Raw genomic sequence first — 20,556 nt, forward strand, 5'->3', positions numbered from 1 at the left:
CGCGAGCGGTCCGGGGTTCCGTGCGTCCGGCCCGGTTTGTTCCAGAGTCGGGACAACTTGAGGGCGTTTGGATCATGTTGTCCGATTTACTCTGGACCGTATGGCCGAACACAAGAGGGTTCCAGGGCGCCGCCGCAGAGTCCTGCGGACGGCCGCCTGCGCGTTCGTCGCGCTCGTCGTCCTCGGCGCCGGCGCGGCCCTCTTCGCCTGGTTCAGGCTCAACGGCAACATCAAGAGCGTCGACATCGACGCCCGGCTCGGCGACGCCCGGCCGCCGGCCGCCACCGACGGCTCCTTCAACATCCTGGTGCTCGGCTCCGACTCGCGCGGCGGCGACAACGGCTCGATCGCGGGCGGGGACACCGGCGACACCGCCCGCTCGGACACCGCGATGGTGGTGCACATCAACCAGGACCACTCCCGCGCCCAGGTCGTCTCGATCCCGCGCGACACCCTGGTCACCCGCCCCGACTGCACCGACCCGAGCGGCCGGACCGTGCCCGGCGCCAAGCGCGCGATGTACAACAGCGCCTTCGAGAGCGGCGGCGCGGTCTGCGCCGTCAGGACCACCGAGCAGCTCACCGGGCTGCGGATGGACCACTACCTGCAGATCGACTTCGCCGGCTTCGCCCGGGTCGTGGACGCGATGGGCGGGGCCACCGTGACCACCGCGGTGGCCATCCACGACCAGGACAGCGGGCTCGACCTGCCGCCCGGCGAGCACCACCTGGACGGCCGGCAGGCGCTGGCCTTCGTGCGCACCCGGCACGGCGTCGGCGACGGCAGCGACCTCGGCCGGATCGAGCTCCAGAAGCAGATGGTGAAGTCGCTGCTGCAGCAGGTCGGGGGGAACGGGATGCTCACCAACCCGGTCAAGCTGTGGTCGATCGGCGACACCGTGACCAGGAGCATCACCACCGACTCCGCGCTCGGCTCGGTGAACTCGCTGGTCGGGCTCGCCCAGGAGCTCAAGGGGATAGGCCCGGACCAGCTGAGCATGGTCACCCTGCCGGTGGAGACGGCGCCCAGCGACCCGAACCGGGTGGTCGAGCAGCAGCCGCAGGCCGGGCAGGTCTGGGGGGCGCTCAAGGCCGACCAGGCGTTCCCGCCGGCGGTCGTCTCCGCGCAGCCGGAGAACCCCGCCCAGGCGGCTCCCACGGCCGCCCCCTCGGCGGCCCCCTCGACGGCCGCACGGGACACCGGGAAGGCCACCCCGAAGGCCGGAACGGCGCACTGAGGGGCGCCCGGAATATCCCGGAACGCGACCCGGTTTGGGAAGATGCGGCCGGTCCTGGCAGACTGGTCCGTCGGTCCCGGTTCACGTGCGGCGCTCCAGCCGCCGACCCGGCGCCCTCCCGAAACCTAGGAGAACCCCTTGAAGTCCAACGTTCACCCCGAGTACGTGGTCACCCGTGTGACCTGCACCTGCGGTGCCGAGTTCACCACCCGCTCGACCGAGACCAGTGGCGAGATCCGCGCCGAGGTCTGCTCGCAGTGCCACCCGTTCTACACCGGCAAGCAGAAGATCCTCGACACCGGTGGCCGCGTGGCCCGCTTCGAGGCCCGCTTCGGCAAGCAGCACAGCGCGAAGGCCTAGCGCTCCCTCGGCGCCGGTTCCCGGTGCCCCCGTACTCGTTGTCGGGGGCGCTGGGGGCCGGCGCCGTTCGCGTCCCCCCGCGAGTTCCCCACCCCCCACACGTTTCCGAGTCCCCGGGAAGAAGGCCACCCCATGTTCGAGGCAGTCGAAGAGCTCCTCGTCGAGCACGCCGACCTCGAAACGAGGCTGGCCGACCCGTCCGTCCACGCCGACCAGAACAACGCCCGCAAGCTGGCCAAGCGGTACGCCGAGCTGACCCCGATCACCCGGGTCTACCGGCAGTGGCGGCAGGCCGGCGAGGACATCGAGGCCGCGCGCGAACTCGCCGCCGAGGAACCGGAGTTCCTCGCCGAGGTGAAGGACTCCGAGGCACGCCGGGACGAGCTCACCGAGGAGCTGCGGCTGCTGCTGGTGCCGCGCGACCCGAGCGACGACAAGGACGTCATCCTGGAGATCAAGGCGGGCGAGGGCGGCGAGGAGTCCGCGCTGTTCGCCGGCGACCTGCTCCGGATGTACCTGCGCTTCGCGGAGCGGGTCGGCTGGAAGACCGAGCTCATCGACTCCAACGAGTCCGACCTCGGCGGCTACAAGGACGTCTCGGTGGCCGTGAAGACCAAGGGCAGCACCGAGCCCGGCCAGGGCGTCTGGGCCCGGCTGAAGTACGAGGGCGGCGTGCACCGCGTGCAGCGCGTCCCCGCCACCGAGTCGCAGGGCCGCATCCACACCTCCGCGGCGGGCGTGCTGGTCACCCCCGAGGCGGAGGAGGTCGAGGTCGAGATCGTCGCCAACGACCTGCGGATCGACGTCTACCGCTCCTCCGGCCCCGGCGGCCAGTCGGTCAACACCACCGACTCCGCGGTCCGGATCACCCACCTGCCGACCGGTATCGTGGCGTCCTGCCAGAACGAGAAGAGCCAGCTCCAGAACAAGGAGCAGGCGATGCGCATCCTGCGTTCGCGGCTGCTGGCCGCCGCGCAGGAGGAGGCCGAGCGGGAGGCCTCGGACGCGCGCCGCAGCCAGGTCCGCACCGTGGACCGCTCCGAGCGGATCCGCACGTACAACTACCCCGAGAACCGCATCTCGGACCACCGCACCGGATTCAAGGCGTACAACCTGGACCAGGTCCTGGACGGCGACCTGAACGCGGTGATCCAGTCCTGCGTCGACAAGGACGCGGCGGCCAAGCTCGCCGCGGCCCAAGAGAACTGAGACCGGCGCGCCCCAGCCCGCGTTTCGCCCGGAGCCGGAGAAACAAGAGGTCGTACGGATGAACCTGCTGCTCGCCGAGGTGGCCCAGGCCACCCAGCGGTTGGCCGCGGCCGGCGTGCCGTCGCCGCGCTTCGACGCGGAGGAGCTCGCCGCCTACGTCCACAACGTCAAGCGCAGCCAGCTGCACACGGTGAAGGACGGCGACTTCGACGCCCGCTACTGGGAGGCCGTCTCCCGCCGCGAGGCACGCGAGCCGCTCCAGCACATCACCGGGCGGGCGTTCTTCCGCTACCTCGAACTGGAGGTCGGCCCCGGGGTGTTCGTGCCCCGGCCGGAGACCGAGACGGTCGTCGAGTGGGCGATAGACGCGGTGCGCGACATGGACGTGGCCGAGCCGCTGGTGGTGGACCTGTGCTCCGGCTCCGGCGCGATCGCCCTCGCCCTGGCCCAGGAGCTGCCGCGCTCGACCGTGCACGCCTTCGAACTGGACGAGGGCGCGCTGGAGTACACCCGGCGCAACATCGAGGCCAGCCCGGACCGCGCCCGGGTCACCCTGCACGCCGGTGACGCCACCAGGGCCTTCGAGGACGACCGCTCCTGGGACGGCCGCTTCGACCTGGTCATCTCCAACCCGCCGTACATCCCGCTCACCGAGTGGGAGTACGTCGCGCCGGAGGCCCGCGACCACGACCCGCAGATGTCGCTGTTCTCCGGCGAGGACGGCCTGGACACCATCCGGGGCATCGAGCGGGTCGCGGCCCGACTGCTGCGCCCGGGCGGCGCGGTGGTCATCGAGCACGCCGACCAGCAGGGCGGCCAGGTGCCGTGGATCTTCAACGAGGAACACGGCTGGACGGACACCGCCGACCACCGCGACCTGAACAACCGGCCGCGCTTCACGACCGCCCGGAGGGTCGGGTCGTGAACAGTCGGGCGCAGTACGACCGCCCGGAGGGTCGGGTCGTGAACAGTCGGGCGCAGTACGACCGCCCGGAGGGTCGGGTCGTGAACACCAAGCGCTGCACGACAGCGCGCAAGGCCGCGCTGTGACCACAGTGGCGGCCGTAGTGACTGCCATGAGCCACTCCGGAAGGGGACCGCACCGATGAGCCGCCGCTACGACTGTGCCGATGCCGGGGACCGCGCCACCGGTCTGCGCGAGGCCGCCTCGGCCGTCCGCCGCGGCGAACTCGTCGTGCTGCCCACCGACACCCTGTACGGGGTCGGTGCGGACGCCTTCTCCCCGGAGGCCGTCGCCGAGCTGATGGCCGCCCGGGGCCGGGGCCGCAACACGCCCTCGCCGGTGCTGGTCGGCTCGCCGACCACCCTGCACGGCCTGGTCACCGACTTCTCCGAGCAGGCCTGGGAGTTGGTCGACGCCTTCTGGCCCGGCGGGCTCACCCTGGTCGCCCGGCACCAGCCCTCGCTGCGCTGGGACCTCGGCGACACCCGCGGCACCGTCGCGGTCCGGATGCCGCTGCACCCGGTCGCCATCGAGTTGCTGAACGCCACCGGCCCGCTGGCCGTCTCCAGCGCCAACCGGATCGGCGGGACGCCCCCGCTGACCTGCGACGAGGCCCAGGCCCAGCTCGGCGACGCGATCTCGGTCTACCTGGACGGCGGGGCGGCCGAGGACTCCGCCACCTCGTCGATCGTCGACGTCACGGGCAAGGTCCCGGTCCTGCTGCGGGCCGGTGCGATCAGTGTCGAGCAGCTGAGGGAGGTCGTCCCCGACCTGGAGGCCGGCAGTTGACGCCCACCGCCTCGCTCCACGCCGGGCCGGGCATAGCGCCGTACCTGAGCGTGGGCCCCAGGCCGCTGGACCACTTCCGGATCCTGTTCGTCTGCACCGGGAACATCTGCCGCTCGCCGATCGCCGAGCGGCTGACCCGGCGTGAGCTGGACACCCGGCTGAGCCCCCGGGTGGCCGGGCGGATCCTGGTCGAGAGCGCCGGCACCTGGGGCCACGAGGGCGCGCCGATGGAGGACCACGCCGCGACCGTGCTCGACGAGTACGGCGCCGACAGCGGGGGCTTCACCGGCCGCGAGCTGCTGGACGAGCACGTGGTCGAGGCCGACCTGGTGCTCACCGCGACGCTGGACCACCGCGCCCAGGTGATCTCGATGGGTCACGAGGCGGGGCTGCGCACCTTCACGCTGAAGGAGTTCACCCGCCTGGTGCGGACGATAGACCCGGGCACCCTGCCGGACCCCCGGCGCGGCGCCGACGTCACCGAGCGGGCCCGCGCGCTGGTCCGGGCGGCCGCCGCGCTGCGCGGTTGGCTGCTGGCCGCCACCCCGGAGTCGGACGAGCTGGACGACCCGTACGGGGCGCCGATCGGCATGTTCCGCAACTGCGGCGAGGAGATATTCCACGCGGTCGACCCGGTGGTCACCGCGCTCACCGGCGTCCCCGCGCCGCGCTGACGTCCCCGCGCCGCGCCGCGCTGACGGCCCGCGGGCGGGCGCCGAGGCGCTGAATGGGGCCGTCCGGCCGTGGCTCGGCGGGCCGGGCGCGGTCGGCGGTCCTACGCTGGGTGACACAGTCCCCGCAGCGCCCGGGAGCCCCGCCATGACCGTCACCGATGCCGCGACCGACCCCACCACGACGACCGGGCGCCCCTGGGCGTCCGAGGCGCTGCACCGGGCCGATCCGCAGCTGGCCGACCTGCTGGCCGCGGAGGCCGAGCGGCGCGCCGAAACGATCCAGCTGCTGGCGGGGGAGAACCTGACCACCCCCGCCGTCCTGGCGGCGCTCACCGGCCCGCTGATCGACAAGTACGCCGAGGGCTACCCGGGCCGCCGGCACCACACCGGCTGCGCGCTGGCGGACGCCGCCGAGCTGCTGGCGATCGACCGGGCCCGTGAGCTGTTCGCCGCCCCGCACGCCAACGTCCAGCCGCGGTCGGCGACTTCGGCGATGCTGGCGGCGTACGCGGCGCTGCTGCGGCCCGGCGACGGAGTGCTGGCGATGTCGCTGGAGCACGGCGGCCACCTCAGCTGCGGCTCGCGCGCCAACTTCTCCGGGCGCTGGTTCGCCTTCACCGGTTACGGCGTGCGCGAGAGCGACGGGCTGATCGACCTCGACCAGGTCCGCGACCTGGCCCGGGAGCACCGTCCCAAGGCCATCGTGGCGGGCTCGATCTCGCACCCCCGGCACCCGGACTGGGCGGCGTTCCGGGAGATCGCCGACGAGGTGGACGCCTATCTGATCGCCTCCGCCGCGCAGACCACCGGGCTGATCGCGGCCGGGGTGGCGCCCTCCCCGGTGCCGTATGCGGACGTGACCGTGGCGGCCACCCACAAGCTCCTGCGCGGTCCGCGCGGCGGGCTGCTGCTGTGCACCGCGGAGCTGGCCGAGCGGATCGACCGGGCGGTGTTCCCGTTCAGCCAGGGCGGTGCGGCGATGAACGAGGTGGCCGGCAAGGCGGTGGCCCTCGCGGAGGCCTCCGGGCCCGCGTACCGGGCGTACGCGCAGCGGGCGGTGTCCGGGGCGCGGGTGCTCGCCGGCGGGCTCGCGGAGGCCGGGATGCGCCCGCTGACGGGCGGCACCGACACCCATCTGGTGACCGCCGACGTGAGCCCGCTCGGGGTGACCGGAGCGGAGGCCGAGCGGCGTTGCGCGGCGGCCGGGCTGCTGCTCGGCAAGTGCGCGCTGCCGTACGACCCGGCGCCGGCCGCCGAGGCCTCCGGCATCCGGCTGGGCACGGGCACGGTGACCAGCCAGGGGATGGGGGAGCCCGAGCTGACGGAGATCGCCGGGCTGATCGCGCGGGTGCTCGCCGGGGGCGCGGTCGCCCCCGCCGCGGCGCGGGTCCGGGAGCTGGCGCTGGCCTTCGCCGACCGTGGCTGACGGAGGTTCTCCGCGGGTATCCGGATCTCCTACCCGGGAGGGCGAACCGCGATGCACGGTCCCGGCGTCCGACTCAATAAGGTGTGTGCCGTGGCGACGCACCTCGAACCCCGGGAAGGCAGGGGAGTACCTTCGGTACTTCCCCGTTCGACAGTGATGCAGGAGGCCAGTGGTGCGTGAGTATCTGCTGGTGCTGTTCTGCACCGCCGCCGTCACCTACCTGCTGACCGGCCCGGTCCGGAAGTTCGCCATCGCGGCCGGCGCCATGCCGCCGGTGCGCGCCCGCGACGTGCACCGCGAGCCCACGCCGCGGCTCGGCGGCATCGCGATGTTCGGCGGACTGTGCGCGGGCATCCTGGTCGCCTCCCAGCTCGACAACCTGAGCAAGGTGTTCTCGCAGGGCACCGACATCCGCGCGCTGCTGTCCGGCGCCGGGATCATGTTCCTGCTCGGGGTCCTCGACGACAAGTGGGGCGTGGACGCGCTGGTGAAGCTCGGCGGCCAGATGATCGCCGCCGGCGTGATGGTCTGGCAGGGCGTCACGGTGATCACCCTCCCGGTGCCCGGTGTCGGCCCGGTCGCGGTCAGCCCGACCCAGGGCATGGTCATCTCGGTCACCCTGGTCGTCGTCATGGTGAACGCGGTGAACTTCATCGACGGCCTGGACGGCCTGGCCGGCGGCATGGTCTGCATCGCCGCGATGGCCTTCTTCCTGTACAGCTACCGGCTCTGGTACGGCTACACGATCACCGACGCGGCCCCCGCCGTGCTGTTCAGCGTGCTGCTGATCGGCATGTGCCTGGGCTTCCTGGCGCACAACATGCACCCCGCGCGGATCTTCATGGGCGACTCCGGCTCGATGATGCTGGGCCTGATGCTGGCCGTCGCCGCGATCTCGATCACCGGCCGGGTCGACCCGGACCTGATCAGCAACGAGACCGGTTCGCAGACCGCCGCCGTGCACGCCCTGGTGCCGATCTACATCCCGCTGCTGCTGCCGCTGACGGTCATCGCGCTGCCGCTGGCCGACCTGCTGCTCGCGGTGGTGCGCCGCACCTGGGCCGGCCAGTCCCCGTTCGCCGCGGACAAGCGCCACCTCCACCACCGGCTGCTCCAGGTGGGTCACTCGCACAGCCGCGCCGTACTGATCATGTACTTCTGGGCCGCGCTGATCGCCTTCGGTTCGGTGGCCTTCTCGGTGACCAACACCGGCCGCACCGTCGTCCTGACGCTCGCCGGGCTCTGCCTGGTCGGCCTGGTGGTGCTGCTCACCCCGCGGTTCCGGCCGCGCGCCCCGCGGGCGGTGCAGTCCTTCGTCCCCCCGCGCTACCGGCGGCAGCAGAGCGGTCCGATGGCCGAACTGTCGGCGAAGGACAAGCAACTCCTCGGTGAAGCCGGCCGGGACTCCGGCGTGGGCTCCACCGCGGTCGACCCCCACCACAAGGCCACCGGCCGCCACTGACAAGGGAGTTGAGGGTCCATCCGATGGCGTTCACTCGAATGGCGGATCCGTTGCGCCGTTGGTGTGACAGGTGCCACATATTCATGGTAAAGCTCTCATCAAATAGTTTGTGATACCGTTCACGAGTACCGAGAACACGCCGAAAGACCTGACAGGTGGATGACTTCCGTCCCTGTCGGTCTCCCTCACCGGGCCCGCCGTTTCGATGGGCGGCCCGCGGCGATGCCTCGGTCCGGTGTCACCCGCCACCGCTGTGCCCGTCCCCCGCCACATCGACATGCCGCCGGAGCTGCCGACATGCCGTCCACCGACGCCCGGATCCTCCGAGGCGCCGCGATTCCCACTGCGGCCGCCGGGATCATCGCCATGGCGATCTGCTTCGCCGTCGCCGGTGGGAAGGGCCTGCTCGGTGCCCTCTTCGGTGCGCTGCTCGTGATGGCCTTCTTCGCCTCCGGCCAGTTCGCGCTCGACCGGCTGACCAGGTCGAACCCGCAGATCATGATGGCCGCGGCGCTGCTGGTGTACACCACGCAGATCCTGCTGGTCGGCATCGTGCTCGCGGTCTTCAAGGACACCGATCTCTTCAACCGGCAGGCCTTCGCCTTCACCCTGCTCGGCTGCGCCCTGATCTGGACGGGCTTCCAGGTGCGTGGTGCGCTCAAGGCCAAGACCTTCTACGTCGACCCCGACGCCTCCGAAAAGAAGGGCGACAAGCCCTCCGACAAGGGGCGTCAACAGTGACGAGGCCCAACTGTCCCCCCAACGAGGGGGGCGGTGTTTATGCCGCGCTGACGGGCTGCTATCGTCCGTCGCAACAACGGAGTACGGGAAGAGGCCAGGTCTGTCCGGACAGCGGACCGATCGCCCCCCGAATCCGCGCAGTCTTCGATGATCCCGCTGTGGTGCTGTGCGCCGGCGCGCGGGGTCGGCGAGAAACCCATCAAGTACCAGTGCCGCTCCGTGGCCGCAGGCCATGCCGACACACCGAGGTTGCCGTATCCATGCGTCACGACGAAGGAGTCCGTGGTGAGTGCTGAACTCACGTCCCTCGCCTCAGGCAGTTGCCACTTCGGGGACGCTGGTTGCGGCTTCCCGGCCCCTGGCCTGAACGAGTTCCAGTTCGAGCCGATCTTCTCCATCGGTAGCTTCGAGTTCAACAAGCCGATGCTGCTGTCGATCATCGTCGCAGCGCTGGTCGTGGTGTTCTTCTGGGCCGCGTTCGCGAAGCCGAAGCTGGTCCCCGGCAAGCTGCAGCTGGTCGGTGAGATCGGCTACGACTTCGTCAAGCGCTCCATCGTCCTGGAGACGATCGGCAAAAAGGGCGAGAAGTACGTCCCGATGCTGGTCTCGATGTTCTTCTTCGTATGGCTGCTGAACATCATGTCGGTCATCCCGTTCGCCCAGTTCCCGGTGACGGCGGCGATCGCGTTCCCGGCCGGCCTGGCCGCGGTCGTGTGGGTCACCTACATGACGCTGACCTTCAAGAAGCACGGCTTCGTCGGCGGTCTCAAGAACCTCTGCTGGCCCTCGGGCATCCCCGGCTGGGTCATGTTCATCCTGGTGCCGATCGAGTTCTTCTCGAACATCTTCGTGCGCCCCTTCACGCTCGCGGTCCGAGCCTTCGCGAACATGTTCGCCGGCCACCTGCTGATCGTGATGTTCTCCATCGCCTCCTGGTACCTGCTCAGCCCGACCCTGGGCGCGCTGTACGGCTCGGCCTCGTTCGTCGTCGCCGTCGGCCTCACCGGCTTCGAGCTGCTGGTCCAGTTCCTGCAGGCCTACATCTTCGTGATGCTGGCCAGCAGCTACATCGCCGGTGCCCTGGAAGAGGCGCACTGAGCCAGGGGCCCACGGCCCTCCTGAACCACCCCCCGGAACGCCCGGTGGCCAATCACCACCGGTACACCATCCCCGCAAAGGACACATTGCAATGAGCATGCTCGCTGAGGTCGGCGTCTACGGTTCCGTCGCTTCGATCGGCTACGGCCTCGCCGCGATCGGCCCCGGCATCGGTGTCGGTCTCATCTTCGGCAACGGCGTTCAGGCCATGGCCCGCCAGCCCGAGGCTGCCGGCCTCATCCGCTCCAACATGTTCATCGGCTTCGCGCTGACCGAGGCGCTCGCCCTCATCGGCATCGTCATGCCGTTCGTCTTCGGCCAGGGCCCCAAGTAATCCCCGCCGTAGACCATTCGAGGAAGGTCCAGATATGACCATCGCGGCTCACCTCGCGGAGGAGGGGGAGATCATGAACCCTCTCCTGCCCGCATGGCCCGAGATCATCATCGGCCTGCTCTGCTTCTTCATCGTCTTCGGTCTGCTCGGCAAGAAGCTCCTCCCCAGCATCGAGAAGGTGCTGTCGGAGCGCCGGGACGCGATCGAGGGCGGCATGGAGCGCGCCGAGGCCGCCCAGGTGGAGGCCCAGGCCCTGCTTGAGCAGTACCGCGCCGAGCTCGCCGAGGCGCGCCACGAGGCTGCCCGCATCGTCGAGCAGGCTCGCGAGCAGGGTGCCGCCCAGCTCGCCGAGATGCGCGAGGAGGGCCAGCGCCAGCGCGAGGCCATCGTCGCCGCCGGTCACGCCCAGATCGAGGCGGACAAGAAGCAGGCCACTGCCGCCCTGCGTCAGGACGTGGGCTCGCTGGCGACCCAGCTGGCGTCCCGCATCGTGGGCGAGTCCCTGGAGGACCACGCCCGGCAGAGCGGCGTCATCGACCGCTTCCTGGACGAGCTGGAGGCCAAGGCCACCGTTGCTCAGGGTGCGGCCAAGTGATCGGCGCCAGCCGTGAGGCCCTCGCTGCCGGCCGGCAGAACCTGGAGAGCCTGACCGACTCCACCTCGGTGGACGCGGCCAAGCTCGCCGAGGAGCTCACCGCCGTCACGGCCGTGCTGGACCGTGAGGTGTCGCTGCGCCGAGTCCTGACGGACCCGTCCCGGTCCGGCCAGGACAAGGCCCAGCTGGTCACCTCGCTGCTGACCGGCCAGGTCTCCGGCGAGGCCGTCGACCTGGTCTCCGGCCTGGTCCGCTCCCGCTGGTCGGGCTCGCGCGACCTGGTGGACGCGACCGAGCAGCTCTCCGCGTACGCGGAGATCATCGCCGCGGACAAGGCCGGCGCCCTGGACGACGTCGAGGACGAGCTCTTCCGCTTCGGCCGGGTGGTGAGCGGCGCGCACGAGCTGCGCGCCGCGCTGACCGAGCCGAAGGCCGGAGCCGTCGCGAAGGCCGAGCTGATCAAGAAGCTGCTCGGCGGCCGCGCCAACGCCGGCACCGTCCGGCTGGTCACCGCCCTCGTCAACGCGCCGCGTGGCCGTAGCCTGGAGCAGGGCCTTGAGTCCTACTCGAAGCTCGCCGCCGCACGCCGTGGCCGCGTGGTGGCCCTGGTCACCACCGCGGTGCCGCTGTCGGACACCCAGAAGGAGCGCCTGTCCGGTGCTCTGGGCCGGATGTACGGCCGCCAGGTCCACCTGAACATCGACGTCGACCCCGAGGTCGTCGGCGGCGTCCAGGTGCAGATCGGCGACGAGATCATCAACGGCACCGTGTCGAGCCGCCTCGAAGGCGCTCGCCAGTCGCTCGAAGGCTGAGTACCGAAGCAGCACATCCGACCCTCGGTCGGGAAACCGGCTCCCCAAGGAGCCGGCACATCGTACGGCCGGTTCGGAAGACCCGGCCGAGAGTCGAATACTTGCGGCCCTCAATGGCGGGCCGAGGATCGCAAACTAGGAGAGCAGGGAAGCCTGATGGCGGAGCTTACGATCCGTCCGGAGGAGATCCGGGACGCGCTGGCCGACTTTGTCCAGTCGTACCAGCCGGACGCCGCTTCTGTGGAAGAGGTCGGCACGGTCACTGACGCGGCGGACGGCATCGCGCATGTCGAGGGCCTGCCCTCGGTCATGGCGAACGAGCTGCTGAAGTTCGAGGACGGCACGCTCGGCCTCGCGCTGAACCTCGACACCCGCGAGATCGGTGTCGTCGTCCTCGGTGAGTTCGGCGGCATCGAAGAGGGCCAGACCGTGCGCCGCACCGGCGAGGTCCTCTCGGTTCCGGTCGGCGACGGCTACCTCGGCCGCGTCGTGGACCCGCTGGGCAACCCGATCGACGGCCTGGGCGACATCGCCGCCACCGGTCGCCGTGCCCTGGAGCTGCAGGCCCCCGGCGTCATGGCCCGCAAGTCGGTCAAGCAGCCGCTGCAGACCGGCATCAAGGCCATCGACGCGATGACCCCGATCGGCCGCGGCCAGCGCCAGCTGATCATCGGTGACCGCCAGACCGGCAAGACCGCGGTGGCCGTCGACACGATCATCAACCAGCGCGACAACTGGCGCTCGGGCGACCCGGAGAAGCAGGTCCGCTGCATCTACGTCGCCGTGGGCCAGAAGGGCTCCACCATCGCGTCCGTCCGCGGCGCCCTGGAGGAGGCCGGCGCGCTGGAGTACACCACCATCGTGGCCGCTCCCGCCTCCGACCCGGCCGGCTTCAAGTACCTCGCCCCGTACACCGGTTCGGCCATCGGCCAGGAGTGGATGTACGACGGCAAGCACGTCCTGATCATCTTCGACGACCTGTCGAAGCAGGCCGAGGCCTACCGTTCCGTCTCCCTGCTGCTGCGCCGCCCGCCGGGCCGCGAGGCCTACCCGGGTGACGTCTTCTACCTGCACTCCCGCCTGCTGGAGCGCTGCGCCAAGCTGAACGACGCCCTGGGCGGCGGCTCGATGACCGGTCTGCCGATCATCGAGACCAAGGCCAACGACGTCTCGGCGTACATCCCGACCAACGTCATCTCCATCACCGACGGCCAGTGCTTCCTGGAGTCCGACCTGTTCAACGCCGGCATCCGCCCGGCCGTGAACGTCGGTATCTCGGTCTCCCGCGTCGGTGGCTCCGCCCAGATCAAGGCCATGCGCTCGGTCGCCGGCCGTCTGCGTCTGGACCTCGCCCAGTACCGTGAGCTGGAGGCCTTCGCCGCCTTCGGTTCCGACCTGGACGCGGCCTCCAAGGCCCAGCTGGAGCGCGGTGCGCGCATGGTCGAGCTGCTGAAGCAGGGCCAGTACCAGCCGTTCCCGGTCGAGGAGCAGGTCGTCTCCATCTGGGCCGGCACCAACGGCAAGCTGGACGACGTCCCGGTCGCCGAGATCCGCCGCTTCGAGCGCGAGTTCCTGGACCACGTCCGCCTGCAGCACAAGGACCTGCTCGCCGGCATCGTCGAGACCGGTCTGCTGGCCGACGGCACCGTCGACGCGCTGACCAGCGCGATCGAGGCCTTCAAGCAGGGTTACCAGACCGCTGACGGCAAGCTGCTCTCCGAGCAGGCCTGAGTCCGGTAGCGAGGGAAAGGACGTAACGACCCATGGGAGCACAGCTTCGGGTCTACAAGCGCCGGATCCGCTCTGTCACCGCGACGAAGAAGATCACCAAGGCGATGGAGATGATCTCCGCGTCGCGCATCGTCAAGGCGCAGCGCGCGGTGGCCGCCTCCACTCCGTACGCCGATGAGCTCACCCGGGCGGTGACGGCGGTGGCCACCCGGTCCAACGCCAAGCACCCGCTCACCACCGAGAACCCGAACGCCAAGCGCGCGGCGGTCCTGCTGATCACGGCGGACCGCGGCCTGGCCGGCGGCTACTCGACCAACGCCATCAAGGCTTCGCTGGTGCTCGCCGAGCGCCTGCGGTCCGAGGGCAAGGACGTGGTGGCGTACATCATCGGCCGCAAGGGCGTCTCGTACTACACGTTCCGCGGTCTGACGATCGAGGGCTCGTGGACGGGATTCTCGGACAAGCCGACGTACGGTGACGCGAAGACCGTGGCGGCCGACCTGATCGAGGCCTTCACGGCCGAGACCGGCGGTGTGGACGAACTCCACCTGGTTTCCACCGAGTTCGTGTCCATGCTGACGCAGAACGCGGTCGAGGCGCGGCTGCTGCCGCTGAAGCTGGACGAGGTCCAGCTCAGCGACCAGACGCCGGCCAAGTCGGAGATCTTCCCGCTGTACGACTTCGAGCCGTCGGCGGAGGGCGTCCTGGACGCGCTGCTGCCGCGGTACGTCGAGAGCCGGATCTACAACGCGCTGCTGCAGTCGGCCGCTTCCGAGCACGCCGCCCGCCGCCGCGCGATGAAGAGCGCGACGGACAATGCCGGCGAGCTCATCAAGTCGCTCACGCGGCTTGCCAACTCGGCCCGTCAGGCCGAGATCACCCAGGAAATCAGCGAGATCGTCGGCGGTGCCAACGCCCTCGCCGACGCTAGCCGCGGGAGCGAATGAGTATGACCACCACTGTTGAGCCGACCACGGCGACGGGCCGCGTCGCGCGGGTCATCGGCCCGGTCGTCGACGTGGAGTTCCCCGTCGACGCGATCCCGGACATGTACAACGCCCTGCACGTCGAGGTGGACAACCCCGACGGCACGGGCAAGAAGACCCTGACCCTTGAGGTCGCCCAGCACCTCGGCGACGGCATGGTCCGCGGCATCTCGATGCAGCCGACCGACGGCCTGGTCCGTGGTTCGCAGGTCTCCGACACCGGTGCGGCGATCTCCGTCCCGGTCGGCCAGATCACCAAGGGCAAGGTGTTCAACGCCCTCGGCGACGTGCTGAACGTCGACCCGGCGGAGTTCGAGAAGCAGGTCGAGGTCCGCTGGCCGATCCACCGCAAGGCCCCGGCGTTCAAGGACCTCGAGTCCAAGACCGAGATGTTCGAGACCGGCATCAAGGTCATCGACCTGCTCACCCCGTACGTCACGGGTGGCAAGATCGGTCTGTTCGGTGGTGCCGGTGTCGGCAAGACCGTTCTGATCCAGGAGATGATCTACCGCGTCGCCGAGAACTTCGGTGGTGTGTCGGTGTTCGCCGGTGTCGGTGAGCGCACCCGTGAGGGCAACGACCTCATCGACGAGATGGTCGACTCGGGCGTTCTGGACAAGACCGCGCTGGTCTTCGGCCAGATGGACGAGCCGCCGGGCACCCGTCTGCGCGTCGCGCTGTCCGCGCTGACCATGGCGGAGTACTTCCGTGACGTCGAGAAGCAGGACGTGCTCCTCTTCATCGACAACATCTTCCGGTTCACCCAGGCCGGTTCCGAGGTGTCGACCCTGCTCGGCCGCATGCCCTCCGCGGTGGGCTACCAGCCGAACCTGGCCGACGAGATGGGCCTCCTGCAGGAGCGCATCACCTCGACCCGCGGTCACTCGATCACCTCGATGCAGGCGATCTACGTCCCCGCGGACGACCTGACCGACCCGGCGCCGGCCACCACCTTCGCCCACCTGGACGCGACGACCGTTCTGTCGCGCCCGATCTCGGAGAAGGGCATCTACCCGGCCGTCGACCCGCTGGACTCCACGTCCCGCATCCTCGACCCGCGGTACATCGCGCAGACCCACTACGACACGGCCATCCGTATCAAGGGGATCCTGCAGAAGTACAAGGACCTCCAGGACATCATCGCGATCCTCGGTATCGACGAGCTGTCCGAGGAGGACAAGGTCACGGTGCACCGTGCCCGCCGCATCGAGCGCTTCCTCTCGCAGAACACCTACGTGGCGAAGCAGTTCACCGGTGTCGAGGGTTCGACCGTGCCGCTGTCCGAGACCATCGAGGCCTTCAACTCGATCGCGGACGGCAAGTACGACTCCGTCCCGGAGCAGGCCTTCTTCATGTGCGGTGGCATCGAGGACCTCGAGAAGAACGCCGCCGAGCTGGCGAAGAAGTAATCGCGGCCGGTAGCAGCTGTGCGTGACCGTGAGGGGTGGCCCCCGAGCCTGGGGACCACCCCTCGCGGCACATCGGCTGTGATTCCGGTCAAATCCGTGCCGCCGGTTTCATGCCGGAGGCGCGGGGCCGTTATTCTTACCGAAACTCCCGAGTAATCGGGCGTTGCATGAGCCTAGGAGCCCACGTTGGCTGAGCTGCACGTCGAGCTGGTCGCAGCCGACCGCAAGGTGTGGTCCGGTGCGGCCACCATCGTCGTCGCCCGTACGGCCTCCGGTGACACCGGCATCATGCCGGGCCACACCCCGGTGCTGAGCGTGCTGGAGACCGGTCCGGTCACCATCCGCACGGTGGACGGCGGCACCGTGATCGCCGCGGTGCACGGCGGCTTCATCTCCTTCGCCGACAACAAGCTGTCTCTGCTCGCGGAGATCGCCGAGCTGGCGGACGAGATCGACGTCGCGCGTGCCGAGCGCGCACTGGAGAAGGCCAAGTCGGGCCTGGACGAGCACGCCGAGCGGCGCGCCGAGGTCCGTCTGTTCGCGGCGCGCGGCCTCAAGGCCCACGTCTGAGTGCGCCGGACCCCGGCTTGGCGGGGTCGACCGACGGTCCCGGGGACGCGTGAGCGTGACCCCGGGACTGTCGTCGTAGTTGGTAGGTCAGCGCGGTCGCTTGATACGACCGCTACGGGGAACGCGGGTAGCGAGGAGGTGGGTGAGCATGGTCCTCGCGCTTGTGGTGTGTGCGGCGGTCGTGGCCCTGGGTGTGATCGGGCTGATGGCCTTCGCCGTCCGGCGCCGCCTGATCCAGCGGGTCGGCGGCACCTTCGACTGCAGTTACCGGCTCAAAATGCCGGCCGACGCCTCGACGCAGCCCGACCTCGACGAGAACGGCAAGCCCACCTCAGCCCCGGTCCCCCCGACCGACGGCAAGGGGTGGGTTTTTGGTATCGGCCGGTACAGCGGTGACTCGATCGAGTGGTTCCGGGTCTTCTCGTACGCCCCGCGCCCGCGCAAGGTGCTGCCGCGCCGGGAGATCGAGGTGCTCGGCCGGCGCTACCCGGAGGGCCAGGAAGAGCTGGCGCTGCTGTCCGGCTCGGTGGTGCTGCGGTGCCTGCACAACGGGGCGCCGCTGGAGCTGGCGATGAGCGAGGACGCGCTGACCGGCTTCCTGGCCTGGCTGGAGGCGGCCCCGCCCGGCCAGCGGGTCAATGTCGCGTAGCGACCGGACTCCCGGACGGGCGTGCCCCGGCCGGAGGGCGGGGGAGGGTCGACGTCGCGCAGCGGCCTGCCGACACGCCCGGGGGGCTTCCGAGGCGGGGTTAACGGCGCCTAACCCGGCGGCTACTCTGGCCGCATGGTCAATCTGACGCGCATCTACACCCGTACCGGCGATGACGGCACCACCGCGCTCGGCGACATGAGCCGGACCAGCAAGACCGATCCGAGACTGGTCGCGTACGCGGACGCCAACGAGGCCAACGCCGCGATCGGCGTGGCCCTGGCCGTCGGTGAGCTGCCGCAGGACATGACGGCGGTGCTCGTCCGGGTCCAGAACGACCTGTTCGACGTCGGCGCCGACCTGTCCACCCCGGTGGTGGAGGACCCGAAGTACCCGCCGCTGCGGGTGCTGCAGTCCTACATCGACCGGCTGGAGACGGACTGCGACGAGTACCTGGCCCGGGTGGAGAAGCTGCGCAGCTTCATCCTGCCCGGCGGTACGCCCGGGGCGGCCCACCTGCACCTGGCCTGCACGGTGGTGCGGCGGGCCGAGCGCTCGACCTGGTCGGCGATCGCGGAGCACGGCGACAGCGTCAACCCGCTGACCGCGAAGTACCTCAACCGGCTGTCCGACCTGCTGTTCATCCTGGCCCGGGTGGCCAACAAGGAGCGCGGGGACGTGCTCTGGGTCCCGGGCGAGAACCGCTAGGAACATGCCGAAGTCCCGTCCTCGGACCGCTCCCCCGTGGGAGTCCGAGGACGGGCCCTCGACGGTTCAGGGCCGGTCGGCCGGGGTGCGGTCGGGGGCGCTGCCGGCGAGGGTCTTCCCGGTGGCCACCCGGTCGTCCTCGACCACCACGCCGGCCGGCGGCTGCTTGGGCCAGAGCGAGTAGCAGCCGGCCACGATCACGTTGACCACGGCGGCGATGCCCAGCTTGAGGTACCACTGGAGGAAGGTGCCGAAGTGGGCGGAGCCCGCGGAGAGCGGGACGAGCAGGGTGATCAGGCTCAGCGTGACCGCGGCGGACACGACGGTCCGGCCGGCGATCTGCCACTCGTACCTGGTCCGTTCCGGCCCGTACTTGGGCGAGGGCAGCGGCTTGGGGCCGCCGGCGAAGCGGTGCAGGAAGTGCCGGTCGGCCCAGCGGACCAGCGAGGGGCCGTAGCCGATCGAGAAGCCCGCGTAGCTCGCGGCCAGGGCGTGCGTCCAGCTCGCGGTGGCGCCGCCGCGCAGGTCGAGGACGGTGAGGGCGTACAGGGTGAGGTCCACCACCGGCAGGCCGACCAGCAGCGCGGTGCTGGTGCGGCGCCACCGGAGCAGGTAGCGGGCGGTCAGTCCGAGGCCGAGCAGGATCCAGAAGGAGATCTCGGCCGCGACGATGAGAGTGACGATCACGTTCTGCTCCCGGACGTTTCGGTGGTGCTTCCAGCCTCGTGCGGGGGCGTGCCGCTGTCGTCGTCGCACGGTGCCGTACCGGCCTGCACCTTTCGATGTAGCGGGCTCCTTCGTGGACCGGAGCCGGGCCGGCCGCCGGGGATGATGAGATGGGGACGTGCCGCTCCCGTTCCCCGCGCTCCCCCCACGCCGACAGGACCAGCTGATCGCCCTCGCCGGGCTGCTCGGCGGTGCGGTGCTGATCGCCTTCGGGGTGTACGACCGGGCCGACCGGGTGCCGCCGTGGGTGGTGGCGCCGCCGCTGCTGGTGATGGCCGGGCTGGAGCTGGTCCGGCGGACCAGGCCGGTGCTCGCGGTGTCGCTCGGCGGGCTGGCCTTCGCGGCGAGCGTGTTCGCCGGCAACCTGGTGGCCACGCTGATCATGTACACCGACCTGCTGTACGCGGCGGTGATCTACGGCACCCCGCGGATGTCCCGGGTGCTGCACCTGTCCGGCGGGGCCACGGTGCTGGCGCTGTCCACCCTGGCGGCGGTCTACGGCGGCACCTCGTTGGCGCTGCTGATCGTGGTGGTCAGCACACTGGTCTTCCTGGGCCCGGTGTGGAGCGGCGACGTGGTGCGCAAGCACCGGCAGGAGGCGGAGGCCGAGCGGCTGCGGGCGGAACAGACCGCGCTGCTCTCGGAGATGGACCGGCGGGAGGCGATCGGCGCCGAACGGGCCAGGATGGCAAGGGAGTTGCACGACGTGGTGGCCAACCACCTGTCGGCGATCGCGATCCACGCCACCGGTGCGCAGTCGGTGGCCCGGCGCCGGAACCTGCCCCAGGACGATCCCCTGGTGGAGGTGCTGGCGGTGATCCGGGAGAACAGCGTCCAGGGATTGGCCGAAATGCGTCGGATGATCGGACTGCTTCGGGACAGTGGCGGGGGAGAGGTGGACGAGTCGTACGCGGCCCCCGACCTGGCCGCGGTGGACGCCCTGCTGGCCAAGGCCCGGGCGGCCGGCCGGGACGTCGGGCTGGACTTCGCGCTGGACGAGCGCGGCGAGCGCGGGGAGGTGCCGGTGCCGGTCGGGCTGGCCGCGTACCGGATCGTCCAGGAGTCGCTGACCAACGCCCTCAAGCACGCCGGGCCCGGACTGGTCAGCCTGCGGCTGGAGTTCGCGCCGGAGGAACTGCGGATCTCGGTCGACAGCCCGTACCGGGGTGGTCCGGGCCGTGAACTGCCCGGTGCCCGGGCCGGGTTGGTGGGCATGGCGGAACGGGCCGGGCTGCTCGGCGGCAGCTTCGAGGCCGGGCCGAAGGACGGGTACTGGAGCGTGCGCGCGGTGCTGCCGCGCGCCCGGGGGAACGAGGGGCGGGCATGACGATCCGGGTGCTGGTGGCGGAGGACCAGGCGGCGGTACGCGCGGCGCTGGTGATGATCCTGCGCGCCGAGCCGGAGTTCGAGGTGGTCGGGCAGGCCGCGGACGGCGAGGAGGCCGTCCGGCTGGCCCTGGAGCTGCGGCCGGACGTGGTGCTGATGGACGTGCAGATGCCCCGGCTGGACGGCGTCTCGGCGACCCGCGAGGTGGTCGCCGCCGGGGCCGGCCAGGTGCTCGTGCTGACCACCTTCGACCTGGACGAGTACGTCTACGGCGCGCTGCGGGCCGGGGCGTCCGGGTTCCTGCTCAAGGACCTGGAGGCGGACACCCTGATCGAGGGCATCCGCACGGTGGCGCGCGGGGACGGGATGCTGGCGCCCTCGGTGACCAGACGGCTGATCGGGGCCTTCGCCCGCCCCGAGCGGCCGGTCGGACCGGAGGCCCGGGCCGCGGTGGGGACGCTGACCGGCCGCGAGCGGGAGGTGCTGGCCTGCATCGGGGCCGGGATGTCCAACGGGGAGATCGCGGCCCGGCTGGAGATGGCGGAGGCGACCACCAAGACGCACGTCAGCCGGATCCTGGCGAAGCTGCGGCTGCGCAGCCGGGTGCAGGCGGCGATCCTGGCGCAGGACCTCGGACTGACCGTCTGATCACCTGTTTTAGGTCGGTTGCAGATCACACTCCCGATTGCTATTGCACGGGGGATTTGGGCATTAGAGTCCCGGAAAAACGAGCGATGCGGCTCTCTGGCG

Annotated in this window: 22 protein-coding genes; 21 read left to right on the forward strand and 1 reads right to left on the reverse strand. The window is 70.6% G+C overall.

What is annotated here, in order from left to right:
• Positions 1–100: 100 nt before the first annotated feature.
• The 19 genes from ACZ6EM_RS11160 (at position 101) to ACZ6EM_RS11250 (ending at position 17,754) form a co-directional block, all read left to right on the forward strand.
• Positions 101–1,237, forward strand: a complete 1,137-nt coding sequence (locus ACZ6EM_RS11160) for an LCP family protein (RefSeq protein WP_465772266.1) — start codon at positions 101–103, stop codon at positions 1,235–1,237.
• Positions 1,238–1,375: 138 nt separating this feature from the next.
• Positions 1,376–1,597: a 50S ribosomal protein L31 gene (gene rpmE, locus ACZ6EM_RS11165; RefSeq protein WP_030235761.1), complete on the forward strand. Its 222-nt coding sequence runs from the start codon at positions 1,376–1,378 to the stop codon at positions 1,595–1,597.
• Between the two features lie 132 nt (positions 1,598–1,729).
• Positions 1,730–2,806 carry a peptide chain release factor 1 gene (gene prfA, locus ACZ6EM_RS11170; protein WP_387690898.1) on the forward strand — a complete coding sequence of 359 codons (1,077 nt, stop codon included), beginning with the start codon at positions 1,730–1,732 and terminating at the stop codon, positions 2,804–2,806.
• A gap of 58 nt (positions 2,807–2,864) precedes the next feature.
• Positions 2,865–3,731, forward strand: coding sequence for a peptide chain release factor N(5)-glutamine methyltransferase (gene prmC, locus ACZ6EM_RS11175; RefSeq protein WP_401049816.1), 867 nt, complete (start codon positions 2,865–2,867; stop codon positions 3,729–3,731).
• Between the two features lie 180 nt (positions 3,732–3,911).
• The gene (locus ACZ6EM_RS11180) at positions 3,912–4,559 is read left to right on the forward strand and encodes an L-threonylcarbamoyladenylate synthase (RefSeq protein ID WP_359899969.1); all 648 of its coding nucleotides are present in this window, start codon (positions 3,912–3,914) and stop codon (positions 4,557–4,559) included.
• Positions 4,560–4,591: 32 nt separating this feature from the next.
• A complete protein-coding gene (locus ACZ6EM_RS11185; protein WP_355252781.1) occupies positions 4,592–5,233 on the forward strand; it encodes an arsenate reductase/protein-tyrosine-phosphatase family protein in 642 nt (213 codons plus the stop codon).
• A 145-nt stretch (positions 5,234–5,378) separates the two neighbouring features.
• Positions 5,379–6,659, forward strand: a complete 1,281-nt coding sequence (locus tag ACZ6EM_RS11190; protein WP_465772267.1) for a serine hydroxymethyltransferase — start codon at positions 5,379–5,381, stop codon at positions 6,657–6,659.
• A 172-nt stretch (positions 6,660–6,831) separates the two neighbouring features.
• The gene (locus tag ACZ6EM_RS11195) at positions 6,832–8,121 is read left to right on the forward strand and encodes an MraY family glycosyltransferase (RefSeq protein WP_401049822.1); all 1,290 of its coding nucleotides are present in this window, start codon (positions 6,832–6,834) and stop codon (positions 8,119–8,121) included.
• A gap of 297 nt (positions 8,122–8,418) precedes the next feature.
• Positions 8,419–8,862: a hypothetical protein gene (locus ACZ6EM_RS11200; RefSeq protein WP_401049824.1), complete on the forward strand. Its 444-nt coding sequence runs from the start codon at positions 8,419–8,421 to the stop codon at positions 8,860–8,862.
• A 285-nt stretch (positions 8,863–9,147) separates the two neighbouring features.
• Positions 9,148–9,960 (forward strand): F0F1 ATP synthase subunit A, encoded by an 813-nt coding sequence (atpB, locus tag ACZ6EM_RS11205; protein ID WP_380538228.1) that lies wholly within the window; start codon positions 9,148–9,150, stop codon positions 9,958–9,960.
• A 91-nt stretch (positions 9,961–10,051) separates the two neighbouring features.
• Positions 10,052–10,294 (forward strand): ATP synthase F0 subunit C, encoded by a 243-nt coding sequence (atpE, locus tag ACZ6EM_RS11210; RefSeq protein WP_030302757.1) that lies wholly within the window; start codon positions 10,052–10,054, stop codon positions 10,292–10,294.
• A 34-nt stretch (positions 10,295–10,328) separates the two neighbouring features.
• Positions 10,329–10,889 (forward strand): F0F1 ATP synthase subunit B, encoded by a 561-nt coding sequence (locus ACZ6EM_RS11215; protein WP_401048971.1) that lies wholly within the window; start codon positions 10,329–10,331, stop codon positions 10,887–10,889.
• Positions 10,886–11,701, forward strand: coding sequence for a F0F1 ATP synthase subunit delta (locus tag ACZ6EM_RS11220; RefSeq protein WP_380538225.1), 816 nt, complete (start codon positions 10,886–10,888; stop codon positions 11,699–11,701). The genes ACZ6EM_RS11215 and ACZ6EM_RS11220 overlap by 4 nt, the downstream gene beginning before the upstream one ends.
• Before the next feature lie 156 nt (positions 11,702–11,857).
• A complete protein-coding gene (gene atpA, locus ACZ6EM_RS11225; RefSeq protein ID WP_359899956.1) occupies positions 11,858–13,432 on the forward strand; it encodes a F0F1 ATP synthase subunit alpha in 1,575 nt (524 codons plus the stop codon).
• A 32-nt stretch (positions 13,433–13,464) separates the two neighbouring features.
• A complete protein-coding gene (locus tag ACZ6EM_RS11230) occupies positions 13,465–14,379 on the forward strand; it encodes a F0F1 ATP synthase subunit gamma (protein WP_401048968.1) in 915 nt (304 codons plus the stop codon).
• A 2-nt stretch (positions 14,380–14,381) separates the two neighbouring features.
• The gene (gene atpD, locus ACZ6EM_RS11235; RefSeq protein ID WP_401048966.1) at positions 14,382–15,827 is read left to right on the forward strand and encodes a F0F1 ATP synthase subunit beta; all 1,446 of its coding nucleotides are present in this window, start codon (positions 14,382–14,384) and stop codon (positions 15,825–15,827) included.
• Between the two features lie 186 nt (positions 15,828–16,013).
• Positions 16,014–16,397 (forward strand): F0F1 ATP synthase subunit epsilon, encoded by a 384-nt coding sequence (locus tag ACZ6EM_RS11240; protein ID WP_401048964.1) that lies wholly within the window; start codon positions 16,014–16,016, stop codon positions 16,395–16,397.
• A 148-nt stretch (positions 16,398–16,545) separates the two neighbouring features.
• Positions 16,546–17,046: a DUF2550 domain-containing protein gene (locus tag ACZ6EM_RS11245; protein WP_030057523.1), complete on the forward strand. Its 501-nt coding sequence runs from the start codon at positions 16,546–16,548 to the stop codon at positions 17,044–17,046.
• A 135-nt stretch (positions 17,047–17,181) separates the two neighbouring features.
• Positions 17,182–17,754, forward strand: a complete 573-nt coding sequence (locus tag ACZ6EM_RS11250) for a cob(I)yrinic acid a,c-diamide adenosyltransferase (protein WP_359899948.1) — start codon at positions 17,182–17,184, stop codon at positions 17,752–17,754.
• Between the two features lie 66 nt (positions 17,755–17,820).
• Here ACZ6EM_RS11250 and ACZ6EM_RS11255 read toward each other — a convergent pair whose 3' ends face one another.
• A complete protein-coding gene (locus tag ACZ6EM_RS11255) occupies positions 17,821–18,441 on the reverse strand; it encodes a hypothetical protein (RefSeq protein WP_465772268.1) in 621 nt (206 codons plus the stop codon).
• A 157-nt stretch (positions 18,442–18,598) separates the two neighbouring features.
• Between ACZ6EM_RS11255 and ACZ6EM_RS11260 the strand changes: the two genes are divergently transcribed.
• Positions 18,599–19,807: a sensor histidine kinase gene (locus ACZ6EM_RS11260; protein ID WP_401053218.1), complete on the forward strand. Its 1,209-nt coding sequence runs from the start codon at positions 18,599–18,601 to the stop codon at positions 19,805–19,807.
• Positions 19,804–20,454, forward strand: coding sequence for a response regulator (locus ACZ6EM_RS11265; RefSeq protein ID WP_380538219.1), 651 nt, complete (start codon positions 19,804–19,806; stop codon positions 20,452–20,454). The genes ACZ6EM_RS11260 and ACZ6EM_RS11265 overlap by 4 nt, the downstream gene beginning before the upstream one ends.
• The last annotated feature ends 102 nt before the right edge of the window (positions 20,455–20,556 follow it).

The sequence above is a fragment of the Kitasatospora sp. NPDC041917 genome (assembly GCF_055589745.1).